At 71.5% G+C, this 19,048-nt stretch carries 20 protein-coding genes and 1 tRNA gene; 7 read left to right on the forward strand and 14 right to left on the reverse strand.

Annotated elements, in window-relative coordinates:
- Positions 1-4: 4 nt before the first annotated feature.
- Positions 5-1,072 (forward strand): hydroxymethylglutaryl-CoA reductase, encoded by a 1,068-nt coding sequence (locus BLT44_RS01975; RefSeq protein WP_010155832.1) that lies wholly within the window; start codon positions 5-7, stop codon positions 1,070-1,072.
- Complete coding sequence (locus BLT44_RS01980) at positions 1,069-2,214, forward strand: hydroxymethylglutaryl-CoA synthase (protein ID WP_010155831.1); 1,146 nt, start codon at positions 1,069-1,071, stop codon at positions 2,212-2,214. The genes BLT44_RS01975 and BLT44_RS01980 overlap by 4 nt, the downstream gene beginning before the upstream one ends.
- A 162-nt stretch (positions 2,215-2,376) precedes the next feature.
- On the opposite strand, the gene BLT44_RS01985 is transcribed toward BLT44_RS01980, so the two are convergent.
- From BLT44_RS01985 to BLT44_RS02005, 5 genes are all read right to left on the reverse strand, one after another.
- Positions 2,377-2,796: an organic hydroperoxide resistance protein gene (locus BLT44_RS01985; RefSeq protein ID WP_010157860.1), complete on the reverse strand. Its 420-nt coding sequence runs from the start codon at positions 2,794-2,796 to the stop codon at positions 2,377-2,379.
- Positions 2,797-2,884: 88 nt separating this feature from the next.
- A complete protein-coding gene (locus BLT44_RS01990; RefSeq protein WP_010157859.1) occupies positions 2,885-4,348 on the reverse strand; it encodes a sodium:solute symporter family protein in 1,464 nt (487 codons plus the stop codon).
- The gene (locus tag BLT44_RS01995) at positions 4,345-4,653 is read right to left on the reverse strand and encodes a hypothetical protein (protein WP_010157858.1); all 309 of its coding nucleotides are present in this window, start codon (positions 4,651-4,653) and stop codon (positions 4,345-4,347) included. Before BLT44_RS01995 ends, BLT44_RS01990 begins: the two co-directional genes overlap by 4 nt.
- A complete protein-coding gene (locus BLT44_RS02000; RefSeq protein WP_074689864.1) occupies positions 4,650-6,086 on the reverse strand; it encodes an amidase in 1,437 nt (478 codons plus the stop codon). Before BLT44_RS02000 ends, BLT44_RS01995 begins: the two co-directional genes overlap by 4 nt.
- A gap of 92 nt (positions 6,087-6,178) precedes the next feature.
- Entirely contained in the window at positions 6,179-7,135 is a 957-nt protein-coding gene (locus BLT44_RS02005) for an Lrp/AsnC family transcriptional regulator (protein WP_176783259.1), read from the reverse strand.
- Between the two features lie 175 nt (positions 7,136-7,310).
- Between BLT44_RS02005 and BLT44_RS02010 the strand changes: the two genes are divergently transcribed.
- Together BLT44_RS02010 and BLT44_RS02015 are read left to right on the forward strand one after the other, a co-directional pair.
- The gene (locus BLT44_RS02010; RefSeq protein WP_029608159.1) at positions 7,311-7,526 is read left to right on the forward strand and encodes a hypothetical protein; all 216 of its coding nucleotides are present in this window, start codon (positions 7,311-7,313) and stop codon (positions 7,524-7,526) included.
- A 102-nt stretch (positions 7,527-7,628) separates the two neighbouring features.
- A tRNA-Met gene (locus BLT44_RS02015) sits at positions 7,629-7,702 on the forward strand.
- A 126-nt stretch (positions 7,703-7,828) separates the two neighbouring features.
- On the opposite strand, the gene BLT44_RS02020 is transcribed toward BLT44_RS02015, so the two are convergent.
- A complete protein-coding gene (locus BLT44_RS02020; protein WP_010155828.1) occupies positions 7,829-8,404 on the reverse strand; it encodes a dihydrofolate reductase family protein in 576 nt (191 codons plus the stop codon).
- 184 nt (positions 8,405-8,588) lie between these two features.
- Here BLT44_RS02020 and BLT44_RS02025 point away from each other — a divergent pair, with 184 nt between their 5' ends.
- Entirely contained in the window at positions 8,589-8,990 is a 402-nt protein-coding gene (locus tag BLT44_RS02025; RefSeq protein WP_010155827.1) for a hypothetical protein, read from the forward strand.
- A gap of 55 nt (positions 8,991-9,045) precedes the next feature.
- Here BLT44_RS02025 and BLT44_RS02030 read toward each other — a convergent pair whose 3' ends face one another.
- Positions 9,046-9,423: a MerR family transcriptional regulator gene (locus BLT44_RS02030; protein ID WP_010155826.1), complete on the reverse strand. Its 378-nt coding sequence runs from the start codon at positions 9,421-9,423 to the stop codon at positions 9,046-9,048.
- An 83-nt stretch (positions 9,424-9,506) separates the two neighbouring features.
- Between BLT44_RS02030 and BLT44_RS02035 the strand changes: the two genes are divergently transcribed.
- On the forward strand, positions 9,507-11,030 hold the full coding sequence (locus BLT44_RS02035) for a SulP family inorganic anion transporter (protein WP_010155825.1): 1,524 nt from the start codon (positions 9,507-9,509) through the stop codon (positions 11,028-11,030).
- A gap of 134 nt (positions 11,031-11,164) precedes the next feature.
- On the opposite strand, the gene pcaC is transcribed toward BLT44_RS02035, so the two are convergent.
- From pcaC to BLT44_RS02065, 6 genes are all read right to left on the reverse strand, one after another.
- Positions 11,165-11,587 (reverse strand): 4-carboxymuconolactone decarboxylase, encoded by a 423-nt coding sequence (gene pcaC / locus BLT44_RS02040; protein WP_074689868.1) that lies wholly within the window; start codon positions 11,585-11,587, stop codon positions 11,165-11,167.
- Entirely contained in the window at positions 11,584-12,360 is a 777-nt protein-coding gene (locus BLT44_RS02045) for an alpha/beta fold hydrolase (protein WP_074689870.1), read from the reverse strand. Before BLT44_RS02045 ends, pcaC begins: the two co-directional genes overlap by 4 nt.
- A complete protein-coding gene (locus tag BLT44_RS02050; RefSeq protein ID WP_244887460.1) occupies positions 12,357-13,904 on the reverse strand; it encodes a lyase family protein in 1,548 nt (515 codons plus the stop codon). Before BLT44_RS02050 ends, BLT44_RS02045 begins: the two co-directional genes overlap by 4 nt.
- Positions 13,894-14,460 carry a protocatechuate 3,4-dioxygenase subunit alpha gene (gene pcaG / locus BLT44_RS02055; protein ID WP_010155823.1) on the reverse strand — a complete coding sequence of 189 codons (567 nt, stop codon included), beginning with the start codon at positions 14,458-14,460 and terminating at the stop codon, positions 13,894-13,896. The genes BLT44_RS02050 and pcaG overlap by 11 nt, the downstream gene beginning before the upstream one ends.
- Complete coding sequence (gene pcaH / locus BLT44_RS02060; RefSeq protein WP_010155822.1) at positions 14,460-15,293, reverse strand: protocatechuate 3,4-dioxygenase subunit beta; 834 nt, start codon at positions 15,291-15,293, stop codon at positions 14,460-14,462. Before pcaH ends, pcaG begins: the two co-directional genes overlap by 1 nt.
- 87 nt (positions 15,294-15,380) lie before the next feature.
- Positions 15,381-16,301 (reverse strand): IclR family transcriptional regulator, encoded by a 921-nt coding sequence (locus BLT44_RS02065; protein ID WP_010155821.1) that lies wholly within the window; start codon positions 16,299-16,301, stop codon positions 15,381-15,383.
- Between the two features lie 338 nt (positions 16,302-16,639).
- On the opposite strand from BLT44_RS02065, the gene BLT44_RS02070 reads away from it, so the two are divergent.
- Positions 16,640-17,812: a 4-hydroxybenzoate 3-monooxygenase gene (locus BLT44_RS02070; protein ID WP_010155820.1), complete on the forward strand. Its 1,173-nt coding sequence runs from the start codon at positions 16,640-16,642 to the stop codon at positions 17,810-17,812.
- Between the two features lie 14 nt (positions 17,813-17,826).
- Here the strand turns inward: BLT44_RS02070 and BLT44_RS02075 are convergent, their stop codons facing one another.
- On the reverse strand, positions 17,827-19,011 hold the full coding sequence (locus BLT44_RS02075) for a Gfo/Idh/MocA family protein (RefSeq protein WP_010155818.1): 1,185 nt from the start codon (positions 19,009-19,011) through the stop codon (positions 17,827-17,829).
- Positions 19,012-19,048 lie beyond the last annotated feature (37 nt).

The following is a 19,048-nucleotide window of genomic DNA, read 5'->3' on the forward strand; positions in this document are numbered from 1 at the left end:
AGCCATGAGCGTTCCCGAACACGCCCACTGCGAGACCGTCACCGAGATCCCGACCAGCTGGGTCGGCCCCATCAGGATCACCGGCACCTCGGTCTCCGGTGAGATCTCGGTGCCCCTCGCCACGTACGAGACGCCGCTCTGGCCCTCGGTCGGGCGCGGTGCGCGCGTCTCCCGCGCCGTGGAGGGCGGCATCCGCACCGTCGTCACGGGCGAGCGCATGACGCGCTCCGTGCTGTTCACCGCGCGCGGCGCCGTCGGCGCGCAGATCGCCGCGCAGACCATCGAGGCGCGCTTCGGCGAGCTGCAGGAGGTCGTGACGGGCGGCAGCCGCCACGCGAAGCTGCTCGAGGCGCACCCCGAGATCGTCGGCAATCTGCTCTTCGTGCGCTTCGCCTTCACCACCGGCGACGCGTCGGGCCACAACATGGTCACGAACGCCGCCGACGCGCTGATGGAGCGCATCCTGTCGTGGGGGCTCGAGCTCGAGTACGGCTCCATCTCGGGCAACTACTGCTCCGACAAGAAGGCGACCGCCGTCAACGGGATCCTGGGGCGCGGCCGCAGCGTGGTCGCTGAGATCCTGATCCCGCACGAGCTCGTGGCCAGCGGGCTGCGCACCGACGCCCAGCGGGTCACCGACATGGTGGTGCGCAAGAACCTCGTGGGCAGCACCATCGCCGGAGCCATCCGCTCGGCGAACGCGCACTACGCCAACATGCTGCTCGGCTTCTACCTCGCGACGGGGCAGGATGCGGCGAACATCGTCGAGGGATCGCAGGGGATCACCTACGCCGAGAACCGGGAGGAGGGCCTGTACTTCTCGTGCACCGTGCCCCACCTCATCGTCGGCACCGTCGGCAACGGCAAGCACCTGCCTCACATCGAGGAGGCGCTGACCCGGATCGGCTGCCGCGAGGATCGCGAACCCGGCGAGAACGCGCGCCGGCTCGCCGAACTCATGGCGGCGACCGTGCTCTGCGGCGAGCTCTCGCTCATCGCGGCGCAGACGAACCCGGGCGAACTCATGGCCGCGCACCTGCGCATCGAGCGGAAGGAGACGCCGAACGCATGATCTCGATCGGCATTCACGACATCGAACTGGCGAGCACGCACCACCTGCTCGACCTCGGCACGCTGGCCGAGACCACGGGCGTCGACCCGGCGAAGTACCGGATCGGCCTCGGGCAGGACGAGTTCAGCGTTCCCGCGGCCGATGAGGACATCGTCACCATGGGCGCCACCGCGGCCCTCGCGCTGCTCGACCGCAACGGACTCGACGGCGTGCGCACGCTGCTCTTCGCCACCGAGTCGGGTCTCGACCACTCGAAGGCGGCCGGCGTGTTCGTGCACAAGCTGCTCGGCCTCCCGCCGCAGGTGCGCGTCGCCGAGATCAAGCAGGCCTGCTACGGCGGCACCGCCGCGATCCAGGCGGCGGTCGGCATCGTGCAGCGCAACCCGAATGAGCGCGTGCTCGTGATCGCGAGCGACATCGCCCGGTACGCGCTCGACTCGCCGGGAGAGCCGACGCAGGGCGCGGGCGCCGCCGCGATCCTCATCGCCGCCGACCCCGCGCTCGTCGAGATCGAACCCGCATCGGGGCTCTTCTCCGCCGACGTCGACGACTTCTGGCGCCCCAACGACTCGTCGACAGCGATCGTCGACGGCGCCCTGTCGATCTCGGCGTACCTCGACGCCATGACGGGCGCCTGGGACGATCTGGCGGCGCACGGCGGGCCCGCGATCACCGACATCGACCGCCTCGTCTACCACCAGCCGTACACGAAGATGGCGCGCAAGGCGCAGGCCCGCCTCGGCGAGCACACCGGCGTCGACCTCGGCGACGACGGGCTCGTGCCGGGCGCGATCTACAACCGCCGGCTCGGCAACGCGTACACGGCGTCGCTGTACGCCGGCGTCGCCTCGGTGCTCGACCACGAGCCCGACCTCGTCGGCAAGCGCCTCGGCATGTTCAGCTACGGCTCGGGCAGCGTGAGCGAGTTCTTGACCGGCATCGTGCAGCCCGCCGCGGCGTCGCGCGGCGACCGCTTCACGTCGGTGCTCGACGCGCGGGTGCCGCTGAGCGTGCCCGAGTACCGCGAGCTGCACGCCCGTGAACTGCCGAGCAGCACCGATGTCGAGACGCCGCGCGTCACGGAGGCCCCCTTCCGCTTCGCCGGCATCTCGGGCAGCGCCCGCCGGTACGAGCGCCGCTAGGCGGGCGCCGCGCCCCCGCCCCGCCCCGCCTCGGCCCGCCGCGCGCCCCGCCCCGCCCCGCCCGGAACGCCGAGCCCCCGCCGAGACGCCGAGCCCCCGCCGAGAACACGTTCTCTCGGCAGGGGCTCGGTGCGTCGGCGGGCGTTCGACGCCCGAAGAGACTCAGTCGTCCGAGGCGGTGACCTTCACGTCGATGTTGCCGCGCGTCGCCTTCGAGTACGGGCACACCTGGTGGGCGGCGTCGGCAAGCTGCTGCGCCTGCTCGTGGTCGAGGTGCGGCAGCACGACCTCGAGCTCCACGGAGAGCTCGAACCCGCCGTCGACGTTGGCCAGATTGACGCGGGATCCCACGCTCGAATCCGAGATGTCGACCTTCTGCTCGCGCGCGACCGCCTGCAGCGCACCGTGGAAGCACGCCGCGTAGCCGGCGGCGAACAGCACCTCGGGGTTGGGGGCGCCGCCGGGGCCGCCCATCTCCTTCGGAGCGCGCAGATCGGTGTCGACGAGGCCGTCGACGCTTCTGACGTGGCCGTTGCGCCCGTCGCCGGTCGCGAGTGCCTCAGCGGTGTACATGATGCTCATGAGTTCCCCTTTCAGTGGCGGGCGCTCGTGCCTGCCACGTTCGCAGGCTACGCCGATCGGCTGACGCCGTGCCGATACTCGCCCGAAGTCAGCTCAGAGCGGACACCGAGCCCGCGGCTGCCACGCGATCCGGCGACGGCATCGCGACCTGCTCGACGTCGCGCCCGCCCCGCGCGCGACGGACGGCCTCGGCGACCACGAGCACGGCGAGATTCGGCGCGAGCGCGATCAGCCCCGAGTCCCAGCTGCCGATCGGTATCTCCGCGAACGTGATCACGGCGACCGTGAGCGAGCCCGTCACGATGCTGAGCCCGATCGGCCACGCGCCGACGCGCACGCGATCGGCGAGTGCGATGGCGATGGCGGGTGCGAACTGCGTGGAGCAGCCGTAGGTGAGCAGCAGCAGCGCGCCGATGTCGGAGCGCACGAGCCCGAAGGCGAGCGCGAGCCCCGTCGCGGCGACGATGACGGCGTAGTTGCCGGTCATCTGGCGCCCGGCCGGCATGCTGCCGATCACGTTGCGGGTGATGAGCGTCGAGATGCCCATGACGATCGCCGAGGCGGGCACCATGGCCGCCGAGGCTCCCGCGATGGCCACGACGCCGACGAGCCAGTCGGGCAGGATCGCCCCCGACATCGTGAGCAGCACCGTGTTGCCGGTCGTGTCGGCGGGCAGCACGAGTACGGCGGCGAGCCCGACGGTGATGGGCAGGAACAGCACCAGCTGGTAGATCGGCAGCCACTTCGCGTTGCTGCGGAGCACCTCGCCGCTCTTCGCGGCGAGCACGGGCGGCCAGAGATGCGGCAGCGTGTTGAAGCTGGAGCCGATGACGGTGACGAGGGTGGCGGTGATGAAGAACACCGGGTCGTATCCGTCGACCTGCATGGTGAGGAGCACGGGTGCCTCGCGCGCGATCTGCGCGAAGATCTCGGGAATGCCGCCGAAGGAGATGATGAGGCCCGCGGCGATGACGATCATCGCGACCACCATCATGACGTCTTTGAGGATCGCCACGCGGGCGATGCCCCGCAGCCCCGACCAGGCGACGAACAGCGCGACGAGGATGCTCGCGACGACCATGCTCAGGCCGCGCGCCCCCTCGCTGCCCGTGGCGAGCTCGACGATCAGCCCGAGGCCCGTGATCTGCAGTTGCAGGTACGGGATCAGCGCGAGGGCGCCGATCACCGACACGACGCGGCCGAGCCACCTGCTGCGGAAGCGATCCTCGAAGAAGTCGCCCATGGTGAGGTAGCCGCGGCGCTGCCCGAACTCGCGGATGCGGGGCGCCACGAAGTAGAGGCCGAGCCACGAGATGGTGAGGTACGCGACGGCGAAGGTGGCGCTGACGCCGCCGCCGAACGCGATGCCGGCGAGACCCAGGAAGCTGAACGTGGTCAGCGATTCGCCGGCCTGGAGGAACCACGAGGTCCACTTCGGGTTGCTGCGCTCGCCGACGGTCCAGGTGCTCATGCTCTTCTGGCGCCGACGGCTGGCCATGCCGAGCGCGCCGATCAGCACGATGCCGGCCACGATCATGATGGAGAGCGTCATCGCACGCCCTCGCTGTCCTCTGCGGCGATGCGCGCGGCGCGGATCTGCTCGATCTGCCGGGTCGCGAAGCGCTCCGCCTCCTGCTGGTCGGCCTCACGGCCGCCCGCCCGGAGGTAGAGCGTCTCGACGATCTGCAGGGCGGCGACGGAGAGCAGCACCATCAGCGCACTCCACACGAGCACTGCGGGGAGGCCGAGCCAGAGGGTCGGCTCCTGCGCGAACGGCAGGAAGGGCATCGCGAAGAATCCGAGGGCGGGAACGCTCACGATCGCGAGCCTTCCGGGGGTGAACAGTCGTGGTTTCATCGTGCTTCGTTGCTCCAATGGCGTGATTCGGCGGGGAGGTGGGGGGTGCGACGGGCGAACCCGGTGAGGGTCTCGAAGGCCTTGGCGATCCCGAGCAGCCGGAGGTCGCTGCCGAAGGGGCCGACCATCTGCAGGCCGACGGGCAGCGCCTCGGCGGTGAACCCGGCGGGTACGGAGAGCGCGGGGGTGCCGAGCATCGTGATCGTCGTCGCCGCGCGCATCCAGTCGAGGTAGTGGGCCTGCGCTTCTCCCGCGACGGTGCGCGGGTAGTCCCACTCGACGGGGAACGGCGCGACCGTGGCCGCCGGTGCGAGCAGCACGTCGAAGCGCTCGAAGAACCGCGCGGCCTCGCGCATCAGCGTCGTCTGGCGCTCCTGCGCGCGCATGACGTCGCGGCCGGTCAGTGTGCGCCCCTGCTCGATGTTCCAGGTGAGGCGATCGTTGAAGTCATCGGGGTGGACGTCGAGCTGATCGCCCCAGGCGATCTCGAACTCCGCGGCCCGCAGCGTGAGGAAGGCGTCGGCGGCACCGGCGAGGTCGGGGCACGCGATCTCGACGTTCGCCCCCTGCTCGGCGAATCGGGAGACGGCCTCCTCCAGCACCGCCGCGACGTCGGCCGCGAGCGGCGCCTGGCCGCCGAGGGTCGGCGCCCAGGCCACGCGCAGCCCGCGGAGATCGGCGACCGCGGGTGCGGCGCCGAGCGCCGGCGCCGCGACGGGCGTGCCCGGGTCGGGCACGCCGATGACGGAGAGCAGCAGGGCGACGTCGTCGACGGTGCGCCCCATCGGGCCGGCCGTCGTGAGCGGCGTGAGCAGGTTCGTCGCCTCCGCCTCGGGCACGACGCCCGGCGAGGGCCGCAGGCCGACGACGTTGCAGAACGATGCGGGGTTGCGCAGCGATCCGCCCATGTCGCTCCCATCGGCGAGCGCGACCTGCCGCGCCGCCAGCGCTGCTGCGGCGCCGCCGCTGCTGCCTCCGGCCGAGCGGTCGAGCGCGTAGGGGTTGCGGGTCGCGCCGAAGACGCGGTTGACCGAGTGCGACCCCGCGGCGTACTCGGGCACGTTCGTCTTCCCGAGCACGATCGCGCCCGCGTCGCGCATCCGCCGCACGTGCGCGGCATCGCGCTCGGGAACGTGCTCGGCGTGCCGGATCGAGCCGTACGTCGTGCGCAGGCCCGCCGTGTCGTGCGTGTCTTTGACGCCGACCGGGATGCCGAAGAGCGGCAGGCGCGGATCGGGCCCCTCCGCGTCGAGGCGGGCGGCGCGGCGCAGCGCACCGTCGGCGTCGACCGTGACCATCGCGTTGACGGCGGAGCCGCGCTCGATGCGGTCGAGGTGGGCGGTCACCGCCTCGACGGCGCTGATCTCGCGTGCGCCGAGCGCCGCTCGCAGTTCGGTCGCGGAGAGCTCGGTGAGTTCGGCCGGATCGGCCATACGTGATTCCCATCGTCATTGACTTACGACTACGGTCAGTAAGTAAATCACGACTTGCGAGTTATGCCAAGAACCTGCGTAGGATTTTTGGTTTACGCCTCCACCGTGTCGACGAGGCGCCCGCTCCGCTTCACCACGCGCGTGATGAGCGCCGGATGCAGGCGGCCCGCCAGCCTCGTCCACTCGTCGTGCAGCAGACGGCGCACGTGCGGAAGGTCATCGGCGGCGAAGTGCGCGATCAGCGAGCGCTCCCCCAGCAGCTCCGCCACGTAACGGCTCTCGGGCAGCGCGGCGATCGCCTCGCCCACCTCGCGCACCTGCGCGGGCGCGCAGTCGATTCGCACGCACGTCTCGATGCGGAAGCCGAGCAGCCGCGGATCGACGAGCACGCGCGTGGCGAGCGCACCCCGCTGCTGCAGATCGCCGAGCCGCTTCCGCGCCGTGGGCTCCGTCACCCCCGCAACCTCCGCGAGCTCGGCCGCACTCGCCCGGCCGTCGCGCTCCAGCGCCTGCACGATCGCGCTGTCGGCCGCGTCGAGCTGCTCGGGAAGCGCCGTCGACTCCTCTACCCGCGGCCCCGCCCCCAGGAGCGCCGTCTCGGCCGCGGAGAGCAGCCCCGGCTGCCAATCGGCGTTCGTCTTGAAGTAGTGCAGCACCGGCGTGGCCGAGACCTCCAGCACCCCCGCATAGGCGGGGATCACCGACAGCGTCATCGTGCCGAGATCGAACAACTGCTCGTGCACCTCGACCAGCACGCTCGACGGGTTCGCGAGCACGAAGACGTAGACGACACCCGGGTGCTCGGCCAGCTCCCGCGCCAGCGATTCGAGGCGCGACGGCTTGCACGTCACCTCGATCACGCAGGTCGGGCCGAGGTTGCGCAGCCCCACCACCGACACCATCCCCGATTCGAGCAGCACCCTGCCCCGCCGGGCCACGGTGCGCAGCGGTTCGTCGAGCGCCCGCGCGACCGCGCTCCACGACGCCCTGCCGTCGACCTGCAGCGCGCCGACGATGCGGCGATCCAGCTCGGAAAGCACGTCAAGCACCCCTGGGCCCTCCCTCATTGCGTCCGTTCACTCGATCGTAGCCACCGCAGCCGGCTCCGCGCGCCGGGCAGCCGCGCGCCGGGCAGCCGCGCGCCGGGCCGGCGCATCCCACCACATCGCGCACGCGCCTGCAATCCCCTGGCCCGCCGCCCGACCGCGCGCGGTCGTGGGTGGCATGACGAATCACGACGACATCAAGCAGCCCCTCGACCATCTGCCGCCGCAGGAGGAGCGCGACGAGGTGGGCGAGGCGTCCGAAGCCGACAAGCCGAGCTACCCGACCTCAGACGCGACGCCCTCGGGCCCCGCCCAGGCGTCGCCCGCCACCGCGGCCGAGCCGACCGAGCCGAACCGGCACGGCATCGACAAGCTCCCCCCGTCGGGGCGGTGAGGCGCGAGCCGCATGGCGGAGTCCCCCTCATACAACCCCGACGCGCCGGAGGATCGGCCCGATTCGAACTCGCGTCGCCCCCGCGGTACGGTGGAGGTGTGCCGCGGGGTGGAGCAGTTCGGTAGCTCGCCGGGCTCATAACCCGGAGGTCGTGGGTTCAAATCCCGCCCCCGCAACGAACAGAGGCTCCTGGCCCGGTGAGAACCGGACCAGGAGCCTCTGGGTTTTCCGGCCCCGTCTCCGCACTCGGGGCCGCGGGATCGCCGCCGGCGGCGCAGGAGTCGTCGCCCGCCCATCTCGCGTCAACGCGCGACGTCGTAGATCGCTTTCACCACTCCGTTGCCGTAGGCCTCGGACTCCCGCAGCACGAGGCGCTGCTCGCCGGGCTGATCGCTCGCGAACACCCGCTTGCCGCTGCCGAGCAGCACCGGGAACACCAGCAGGTGGTACCGATCGATGAGCCCCGCCGCGGCCAGCCGCCGAGCGAGCTCGCCGCTTCCATGGATGAAGATCGCGCCGCCCGCGCTCTCCCGCAGCGCGGCGACGTCGGCGCTCGAGCGCAGCAGCGTCGTCGGACCCCACCCCTCGACGAGGGCATCGGGGTCGAGCGTCGACGACACGACGTACTTCGGCAGATCCCGGTACGCGGCGTGATCCTCGGAATCCCGCCAGACCGGCGCGAAGGCCTCGTAGCTGCGCCGCCCGAACAGCAGCGCCGTGGTCTCGCCCAGCTCCTCGCCCTTCAGCGCGAACGCGGCCTCGTCGAACGGGGTGCGCATCACCCACCCGCCGTTCGGGTGCCCCTCGCTCGACCCGCCCGGCGAATCCATCACGCCGTCCACGGTGACGAAACCGGTCCATACGAGTTCTCGCGCCATCACTCACCCCATGTTCGATCCGCAGCTCTGCGCCCGCAGGGGCCTCGCACCCGCTGACGCCTCTCATGATACGAACCGCCGACGCCGGTGTCACGCGGCAACCGACCCCAGCCGCCGCGACTCAGCGCAGCGGCGTCTCGCGCAGCGACATCACCGTGCGGGGCGGCGCGGATAGGCTCGACGCATGATGCGAATCGTGGGAGGCGCCGCGATGCTGTTCATGGGTCTCGCGGTGAGCTCCTGTGCGCCGAAGGGCGTGACGATTCCGCCGGGATGGGAAGATCTCGTGCAATGCGACGCCAGCGTGATCGAGGCTCAGACGATGGATCGCATGGGCGAACCGGGCTGTGACCTGCGGGGCTCGACAATCGTTCTGCCCGACGCCACCGCGATCACTGTCGGGGAAGTCGGGTCGACCTCCTCCCAGCAGGCCTTCGGCCCCGGTGGCGAGGCGGGGCCCGAGTACACGATGGTCAACTGGGGTGTTCCGGGCGTCGGCATCAGCAAGAAGGGTGAGGGAAAGACGGTCAGCTGGGCGACGAGTGATGCGGCACTCGAGCTGCAGGTGCGGCAGCTGCGACTGTAGGAGTGCCCGCCGGTCGCCGCAGCGGCGCGCGTGAACCGACCCCAGCCGCCGCGACTCAGCGCAGCGGCGTCTCGCGCAGTTGGCGGATGAACTCGTCGGCCGCAGCGAGCTGCCGCGCGAGCTTCTCGCGCCGCTCCTCGGCGTCGGCGAGAAAGTCGCCGATCGCCCGCGCCGCATGCGCCTCCGTCGACCCGTGCGTGCGGTCGATGGCCCGCAGCAGGTCGGCCATCTGATCCAGGGAGTAGCCGAGCGGCTTCATGCGCCGGATCAGCATCAGCCGGTCGTAATCGCTCTCGGTGTAGAGCCGAAAGCCGCCCTCGGAGCGCCCGCTCGGCACGAGCAGCCCGATCTGATCGTAGTGGCGGAGGGTGCGGATCGACAGCTCCGTGCGATCCGCGAGCTCTCCGATGTGCATCATTCCGTCTTCGGGCATGCGCGCTCCTCGTTCCGTTCCCTCAACCCTAACGCTACGTTAGTGTTATCGGGCGGGCCCCGCCGCTTCGCAGGAGGAGACACATGTCCATCGCACCGAGCAGCACCGACGATACGGCGCGCTACCGCCCCGATCCGTCCGTGCTGACCGCACTCCGGTCGCCGCGACTCCTCACGCGCGAGGCGCTCGCCGGCCTCGTGGTCGCCCTCGCGCTCATCCCCGAGGCGATCTCATTCTCCATCATCGCCGGCGTCGACCCGAAGGTCGGGCTCTTCTCCTCGTTCATCATGGCCGTCACGATCGCCTTCGTCGGCGGTCGGCCCGCGATGATCACCGCCGCGACCGGAGCGGTCGCCCTCGTCATCGCGCCGGTCTCGCGCGAGTACGGCATGGAGTACTTCATCGCGACGGTGATCCTCGCCGGCCTGCTGCAGATCGTGCTCGCCGTCTGCGGGGTGGCGAAGCTCATGCGCTTCATCCCGCGCAGCGTGATGGTGGGCTTCGTCAACGCGCTCGCGATCCTCGTATTCAGCGCCCAGCTGCCGCAGCTCATCGACGTGCCGTGGGCCGTGTATCCGCTGGTCGCCCTCGGCCTGCTCATCCTGATCGCGATGCCGCGCCTCACCCGCATCGTGCCCGCCCCGCTCGTGTCGGTCGTGCTCGTGACGGCCGTCGCCCTCGTGTTCGCGATCCAGGTGCCGAACGTGGGCGACCAGGGCGAGCTCCCCCGCAGCCTGCCCGAGCTGTTCGTGCCGAACGTGCCGCTCACCTGGGAGTCGCTCACCATCATCGGCCCGTACGCGCTCGCGATGGCGATGGTCGGGCTCATGGAGTCGCTGCTCACCGCGAAACTCATCGACGATGTGACCGACACCCACTCCAACAAGACCCGGGAGTCGTGGGGGCAGGGCGTGGCGAACATCGTCTCGGGCTTCTTCGGCGGCATGGGCGGCTGCGCCGTGATCGGCCAGACGATGATCAACGTGAAGGCGTCGGGGGCGCGCACACGCATCTCGACCTTCCTTGCGGGCGCGTTCCTGCTGATCCTCATCGTGCTGCTCGGCGACATCGTCGCGGTCATTCCGATGGCGGCGCTCGTCGCCGTGATGATCATGGTGTCGATCGGCACCTTCGACTGGCACTCGGTCTCGCCCGCCACGCTGCGGAGGCTCCCGAAGAGCGAGACCGCGGTGATGATCATCACCGTCGCGGTCGTGCTCGCGACGCACAATCTCGCCATCGGGGTGATCGTGGGGGTGCTCGCCGCGGCGATCATGTTCGTGCGGCGGGTGGCGCGCCTCGTGAGCGTGCAGCGGGAGGTGACCGTCGAGAGCGGCGAGACCGTGGCCCGGTACACCGTCTCGGGGCAGTTGCTCTTCGCGTCGAGCAACGACCTCACCACGCTCTTCGAGTACGCGAACGACCCCGAGCGCGTCGTCATCGACTTCAGCCGCGCGCACGTCTGGGACGCCTCGACCGTCGCCGCACTCGACGCGATTCAGACGAAGTACCGCCAGCGCGGCATCTCGGTGGAGTTCATCGGGATGAACGCCGAGTCGGCGGCGTTCCACACGCGGCTGAGCGGCGAGCTCGGCACAGAGAGCTGAGCGGCGGGCTCGGCTCAGAGGGCTGAGCGGCGGGCGTCTCCCCGGCCGGGCCGGGGTTCGGCCGCGCGCCGCCTCGCCCGGCTGCGCGGCGCCTCGTCCGGCTGCGCGGCGCCTCGCCCGGCTGCGCGGGATCGCTACAGGTCGCCGAGCTCCTCGAACACGCGCTGCGCGACGACGAACGCCAAGTTCGCCGCCGGCACTCCGCAGTAGAGCCCGGCCTGCAGAATGACCTCCTTGATCTCCTCGACGGTCAGTCCGTTCGTGCGCGCCGCGCGCAGGTGCATCGCGAGTTCCGTCTCGTGCCCGTGCGCGATGAGCGCGGTGAGCACGGCGATCGAGCGCGAGCGCCGGTCGAGCCCGGGGCGCGACCAGATGTCGCCCCACGCGGTGCGGGTGATGAAATCCTGGAAGTCGGCGGTGAAGGCCGTCGTCTGCGCGTTCGCCCGGTCGACGTGGGCGTCCGAGAGCACGGCGCGGCGCACGCTCATGCCCTGCTCGTAGCGCGACGCATCCGACAGGCCTTCGCCTGCCGCGGCGTCGCGCTCGTCGGCGCTCATGCCCGCTCCTCCCCGAAGAACGCGAGAAGCGCCGCGGAGACCGCCTCCCCGCTCTCGGCCGGGGGCTGGTGCGCGGCGTCCTCGATCATCACCTTGCGGGCCCGCGCGATGCCCGCGACCAGCTCGTCCTGCCGGTCCTCGGGTGCCACCGCGTCCTGGGCGCCGCCGATCGCGAGCACGGGCACGCGGATCTCGCCGAGCCGGTCGCGCAGGTCGTAGCCGGCGAGCGCCTCGGCGCACCGCGCGTAGCCCTCGTCCGAAGTGTTCTGCAGCGCGTGCAGAATGCGCCCGATCAGCTCGGGCTCGCGTTCGAGCGACTCGGGCGCGAACCAGTTCGCCGCCGACGCCGCGATGAGCACGGAGGTCGACTGGGCCCGCACGGTGGCGGCACGCGCGTTCCAGTGCTCCGCCGAGCCGAGCGACGCCGCCGACGCGATGCTCACCGCCCGCGCCACCAGGTCGGGGTGCCGCAGTGCCAGCGTGAGCGCGAGCGCGCCGCCGATCGATACTCCGGCGACGTACGCGCTGCCTGCGATGTCGCGCACGCTCGCGGCGACGGCGTCGGCGAGCTCCTCCATCGAGAAGGCACCGCCGGGCACGGGTGCGGCTCCATGACCCGGCAGCGACAGCAGCGTCACGCGGTAGTCGGTGATGAGCTGCGGCACGACGGGCTCCCAGATCAGCGGGCCCGTGCCCAGCGAGTGCGCGAGCACCACGAGGGGCGCGCCGGCGGGGCCGACCGGTTCGGTGAGTGCGATTCCTGGTGCGGTCATCGGTGCTCCTGTCGTGGTGCGGTGGGGCCGGTCGGCTCGCCGGCGTCGGGTGCTGCGCCGCCGGGTGCTGCGCCGCCGGGTGCGCCGTCTGGCGCTGCCGCGTCAGGGCCGCCGGCGGGTTCGCCGGCGAGGGCGGCATCGACGAGCTGCTGGGCGAGGCCGGTGTAGCGCGCCGGATCCGCCAGCTCGTCGATCGTGGGCCCGCCGCGGGCGGCGAGGGCGTCGACCAGCCCCGGCTCGGCCGCGAGGGCATCGCGCAACGACGCGCCTCCGCGCACGCGCGACACGATCTCGCGCACGCGCTCCGCACCGATCACGGGGCCGAGCACGAGCGAGAGGCGCTCCGCGACGATCAGCCCCCGCGTCAGCTCGACGTTGCGCTGCACCGCCTCGGCGTCGACGTGGAGGCCCGAGACGAGGTCGGCGGCGTGGGAGCTCGCGCCGAGGGCGAGCCGCAGCAGTTCGCGCAGCGCGGGCCACTCGGCGTGCCAGGCCCCGTCGGGCCGCTCGTCGACGGCGAGCGCTGCGGCGGCGTGCAGGGTCGCGCCCAGATGCGGGGCGCGGATCGCCACTGAGCGGATCAGCACGGCGTGCACCGGGTTCTGCTTCTGCGGCATGGCCGATGAGCCTCCGCCGCGGCCCTCGGCGACCTCGCCGATCTCGGTTCGGCTGAGCGTGGCGACCTCCGCGGCGATCACTCCGAGCGCGTCGACGAGCTGCACGAGCGCGTCGCCCAGTTCGGTGACGGGCCAGCGCAACGTGTGCCAGGGGCCGTCGGGCGCCGCGAGCCCGAGCTCGGCGGCGAACGCTGCGGGCAGCTCGGCGGCAGCCTGTTCGGCTCGCTCGGCAGAGCCCAGCTCCGCACCGGCGACGGCCACGTACCCCGCCAGGGTGCCGCCCGCGCCGGCGAGCTGCGCCGGCAGTGCCGCGAGCGCTTCCGCGAGGCGCTCGGCGGCGCGCCGCACGGCGCGCACCCACCCGGCGATGCGCAGCCCGAAGGTCGTGGGCACGGCGTGCTGGGTGAGGGTGCGGGCGACGGCGATGCGATCCCGCTCCGCCCGAGCGAACTGCGCGAGCGCGGCCTCCGTGCGACGCGCGTGCTCGAGGGTCTCGCGACCCGCGCGGTGCGCGACGAGCATCAGGGCCGAGTCGAGCACATCCTGGCTGGTCGCGCCGCGGTGCACCCAGTGGCGCGTGTCGGGTGAGACCTCCGCCCGCAGCCGCGGCACGAGCCCGATCACCGGGTTGCCGCCCTGCGGCGCCTCCTCGACGACGGCCGCGAGCCAGTCGTCGACACCCGCGCACCCGCGACCCGCACCCCGCCACCCGAGGGCGGCCGAGACGGCGTCCGCGGCTTCACGGGGTGCGACCCCCACCTCCGCCCAGGCTCGCACGAGCGCGACCTCCGCCGCGACGAGGGCGGCGAGCACCTCGGCGTCGGCGAGCGCCTCATCCCGCCCCGAGCTCACCGGGGCGAGGAGCCCCGTGTCGAACGCGCGGGGTTTCGGCCGCCCGAGCGGCTGCGCTTGCGGGTCAGTAGGCAAGGAACACGGTCTCCTTCGCACCCTGCAGGTGGATGTCGTGCGCGAGATGCCCGTCGGGCGTTCGCGTTGCAACGAGCGTACTGCGCTGCGCGGCGGAGAGCACGGAGAGCAGGGGGTCGGCGTCGAGACGAGTGCCATCCTCGGGGAGGTAGATGCGGGTGTGCAGCTTGTCGGGCAGGCCGCGCGCGAAGACGATCGCCGAGAAGAACGGCGCCTCGCCGGCCACCGATCCGGGGTTGCGCGTCCAGAACTCGTAGCGACCCTCATCGTCGGTGAACGCGCGGCCGAAGCCCGTGAACGCGTGGTCGTTGCGGCGCAGCGCGCCCCGAGCGCGCGGCACGGAGCCGTCGATGTCGGCGCCGAAGATCTCGATCATCGCGTCGGGAATCGGCAGACCCGCTCCGTCGAAGATCGTACCGGCGAGCACGATGGCGCCCGGCGAGTGCGGGAAGGCCACCTCGCGCTGCTTCGGGAAGGCGGTGCCGAACGCGAAGAACGGGCCGACGGTCTGCCCGGGCGTGGGCTCGTGCGTCTTCTCGGGTGCGGTGCTCGACATCAGTGCTCTCCCTCCTCGGGCTCGAACCAGGTCGCCGCAGGGCCGTCGATGACGATGTCGAAGCGGTAGCCCATCGAGAACTCGGGCACGGTCAGGTCGTGGTCGTAGACCCCGATGAGCCGGTCGCGATCGCGCTGATCGCGGATCGAGTTGTAGATCGGGTCGAGTGCGAAGAGCGGGTCGCCCGGGAAGTACATCTGGGTGACGAGCCGCTGGGTGAAGGATCGCCCGAAGACCGAGAAGTGGATGTGCGCGGGCCGCCACGCGTTCACGTGGTTCTTCCACGGATACGGCCCGGGCTTGATCGTGGTGAACGTGTACTCGCCCGCGTCGTTCGTGATCGCGCGCCCCGCACCGGTGAAGTTCGGGTCGAGCGGGGCCGGGTGCTGATCCCGCTGGTGGATGTAGCGGCCCGCCGCGTTCGCCTGCCAGATCTCGATCAGCTGGTCGCGCACGGGGCGCCCCCACGAGTCCAGCAGGCGCCCGGTCACGGTGATGCGCTCGCCCTGGGGGTCGCCGGTGTGCTGCAGCGTCAGGTCGGATTCGATGGCGGCGACATCGCGCTGGCCGTATGCGGGCGACCACAGCTCGATCGTCTCGGGGTCGACGAGCTGCGGATCCTTCGTCGGGTGCCGCAGCAGGCTCGACCGGTAGGGCGGGAAGTCGTACATCGTGCGCGGCAGCCGCTCGCCATCGGCGACGCGGTTCGAGAAATCGGTGTGCAGCGCCGCGATCTCATCCGAGATCTGCTGCTGGGACGCCTGATCGGGCGCCGCGAGCAGGGTCTCGGGCGCAGGGGCGGGCGCGGGGGCGACGGTGGGGTGCTGTGGCATTGCGGGGCTCTCCTTCGAGGTCGTGCCTGCGCATCAGCGTGCCAGCTCGCACCGCCGCGCCCCCGAACCGCTCCCACTGAGCGGGATTCAGAGGCTGCGCACCTCGGCGAAGATCTCCCTCGCCGCCTGCTGCACGAGCATCGCGAGCAGTCGCTCGTCGGCCCGCTCGAGGTGCACCACCACTCCCAGAGCGATGGGCGGCAGCCCGAGCACCCCGGGCAGCGCCGCCGCGATGGACACGTTGCCGAGCGTCATCTCCTCCTGCGTGCGCCAGTACCCGCGGGCGCGCCCCGCCGCGAGGTCGGCCCGGAGCCGCCCCTCGTCGGTGATCGAGTGCGTCGTCTCCCGCAGCAGCGGGCGCGCGGCGAAGTAGCGTTCGAGCCACGCCTCCTCGCAGCCTGCGAGCAGCGCCTTGCCCACGCCGGTGGTGTGCAACGGCCCGCGCCCGCCCGCCCGGCTCACCGTCGGGATCGAGCGGCGCCCCGTCACGCGCCCCACGTAGAGCACGGTCGCCCGCTCGGGCGGCCCGTCGAGCACCCCGAGGTGCACGTTCTCGCCCGTCACCTCGTACAGCCGCATGAGGTGCGGGATCGCGCGTTCGCGCAGCCGCACCGCCAACGGGGAGAGCTCCCCGATCTCCCAGAGACGCGCTCCGATGGCGAGGCCGCGACCGGGCAGCCGCACGAGCAGCTCCCGCTCGACGAGCATCGTGACCAGGCGGTGCAGCGTGGAGGAGGCGAGGCCGGTGCGCTCGACGAGCTCCGCCGCGGTGAGCTCGGGCTCGTCCTCCGTGAAGCACGACAGCACCGCCAGCGCGCGGTCGAGCACGCCGGGGTACTGCGGTGCGCCGGCGTGCGGGCCCTCATCGGGGTCCGCACCCGGGTACTCCTGCGGGCTCTCGTCGGGGTGCTCGTGCGGGCCCGTGTGCGGGTCCGCGTACGGGTCCTCATCCGGGCTCCCATGCGAACCCTCGTCGGGGCCCGCGTGCGGTGTCGATCGCGCTGCCATGCTGCCTCCTCGCGGTCACGTCGGCATGTGGGGACGAGCGTAGCGGGCGCGCGCGACGTTCTCGCTGAGACCGAGGGTTCGGCGCGAGCACGAGGGGTTTCGCAGCGCAGCAACCCTCCGGGTCGGTGCGAACCCTCGGCCTCGGCGTCGGAACGCTCGAGCAGCCGTAGGGAGGAAGGGCGGGCGGGCGCGCGCACGAACGGCCGGATCCGCGATTCTCAGTCAGTGAGAAATCCCGAGGGCGCGGCGGCGCGCCCGGGCCACACTGATCGAGGCTCCGCGAGCACTCGCTCGCTCGCGGGGCCGCCCCCCGCCTTCGAACCGTCACAGGAGACCACATGATCGTCGACCGCACGCGCGTCGCCATCGTCGGAGCGGGGCCCGCGGGCCTGCTGCTCTCGCACCTGCTCGCGGAGGCGGGCATCGAGTCGATCGTCGTCGACGCGCGGAGCCGCGCCGAGATCGAGACGACCATCCGGGCCGGCATCCTCGAGCAGGGCACCGTCGAGGTGCTCGACGGGATCAGCGGAAGCCGGGCGCGCACCGTGGGCCACCGCCACGACGGCATCGAGCTGCGCTTCGCCGGCGAGGGGCACCGCATCGACTTCCCCGCGCTCGTCGGCCGATCGGTGTGGCTGTACCCGCAGCACGAGGTGCTGAAAGACCTCATCGCCGCCCGCCTCGCCGCGGGCCAGGACCTGCGCTTCAGCACCACCGTCTCGGGCGTGCACGACATCGAGGCGCAGCCGCGCATCACGGGCGCCGACGAGAACGGGGCCCCCTTCGAGATTCGCGCGGACTTCGTCGTCGGCGGCGACGGATCGCGCAGCGTCGTGCGCCGCGCCGTGGCCGGCGGCCGCGAGACCGGGTCGTTACGCGAGTATCCGTTCGCCTGGTTCGGGGTGCTCTGCGACGCCCCGCCGAGTGCGAGCGAGCTGATCTACAGCAACTCCGCCGACGGGTTCGCGCTGATCAGCCAGCGATCCGACACGGTGCAGCGCATGTACTTCCAGTGCGACCCGAATACCGACCCCGACGCGCTCTCCGAGGCCGAGATCTGGGAGACGCTGCAGCGCCGCGTTCCCGGCACACGGCTCGCGGAGGGCCCCGTCTTCCAGCGCGACGTGCTGCGCTTCCGCAGCTTCGTCGCGGGTGAGCTGCGGCTGGGGCGCGCCGCGCTGGTCGGGGACGCGGCGCACACGGTGCCGCCGACCGGCGCCAAGGGCATGAACCTCGCCGTCGCCGACGTGCTGCTGCTCGGCGACGCCCTTCGGCGGCTGCTGGTAGAGGGCGACGAGCGCGGCGTCGACGCCTACGCCGAGCGGGCGCTGCGCCGCATCTGGAAGGCGCAGCACTTCTCGTGGTGGATGACGAGCATGCTCCACGCGGCGCCCGGGAGCGACGCGTTCGACCGGCAGCGGCAGCTCGGCGAGCTGCGCAGCGTCGTGGAGTCGGAGGCGGGCCGGCGCTACCTGGCCGAGGCGTACACGGGGTGGCCGCTCGAACGGTGAACCCCTGCGTTCCGCTACCGGTCGTAGGTGGTGACGCCGTCGACCTCGGGAATGCTGACCCAGGCCCCCGACTCCGCACTGCGCAGTGACGCGTCGACGAGTTCCGATGCCGACCAGCCGTCGGCGACAGACGGAGCCAGCTGCGTGCCCTCGATGACCGATCGGATGAAGAGCGCCGCCTCGATGGTCTTCAGATCGTTGAAACCGATGCCTGGGCCGGCGTTCGGCTGAAAGCGACCGAATTCGCCGAAGGTCGTGTCGGTCAGCACCGTCTGATATCCACGCAGATCCTTCGCGACTTCCAACTGGTTCATGCGCTCGAAGTTCCATCGAATCGAACCCTCAGTGCCGTAGACCTCCAAGATGTACTCAGCATGCGGACCGATCCCGACCCGGGTCGATTCGAAGAACCCCACCGCCCCGTTCTCGAAACGCGCCAATGCCGCGGCATAATCCTCGTTCTCCACATCACGCAGGGTCGTCGAGGCCTCCCCCTTCGCGAAGCTGTTCGCCGAGTTGCCAGACGGAAGCGGGCGCTGCGGGATGAAGGTCTCGGTGATCGCGTTCAGCGATTCCACACGCCCGACGACGAACTGCGCGAGATCGAAGCCGTGCGAGAGCACGTCGCCGAGCACTCCGGTGCCGGCACGCTCCTTCTCGTATCGCCACGTGAAGACCTGCTGCGGGTCTGACGCGTAGCTGGTGAGCAGACGCATCTGGACGTTCGTGATCGTGCCGAGTTCTCCGCTCCGCACGAGTCGACGCGCTTCGGCGACGGCCGGTGCGTGACGATAGTTGAACCCGACCGCCGTGATCAGGCCGGCTGCTGCCGCGCCCTGCGCGATCTCGCGAGACTGCGTCGCACTGATGCCCATCGGCTTCTCGATCCAGAACGGCTTGCCGGCTGCAATAGCTGCGAGGGCGATCTCGTGGTGCAAGAAGTTGGGTGCGCAGATCGAGACGACGTCGACATCGGGGTGCGCGAGCAGCTCGTGGTAGTCGGCCGTCGTCTCCCGGAACCCGAGCGCCTCTGCGGCGTGCTCGCGGCCCGAAGCATCAGGGTCTGCCGCGATCACCAGCTCGGGGTGCCGCGCGAGTTCGGGGAAGAACTGGCGTGTCGCCAAGTAGGCCCGCGCGTGCAGGCGCCCCATCCACCCGACCGAAATCAGCCCGACGCCGATACGCTCACTGCTCACCATTACGACTCCTTCGTCTTCGCCTGCGATGCGGCGGCGT

The sequence above is a fragment of the Leucobacter chromiiresistens genome (assembly GCF_900102345.1).
GTDB lineage: Bacteria > Actinomycetota > Actinomycetes > Actinomycetales > Microbacteriaceae > Leucobacter > Leucobacter chromiiresistens.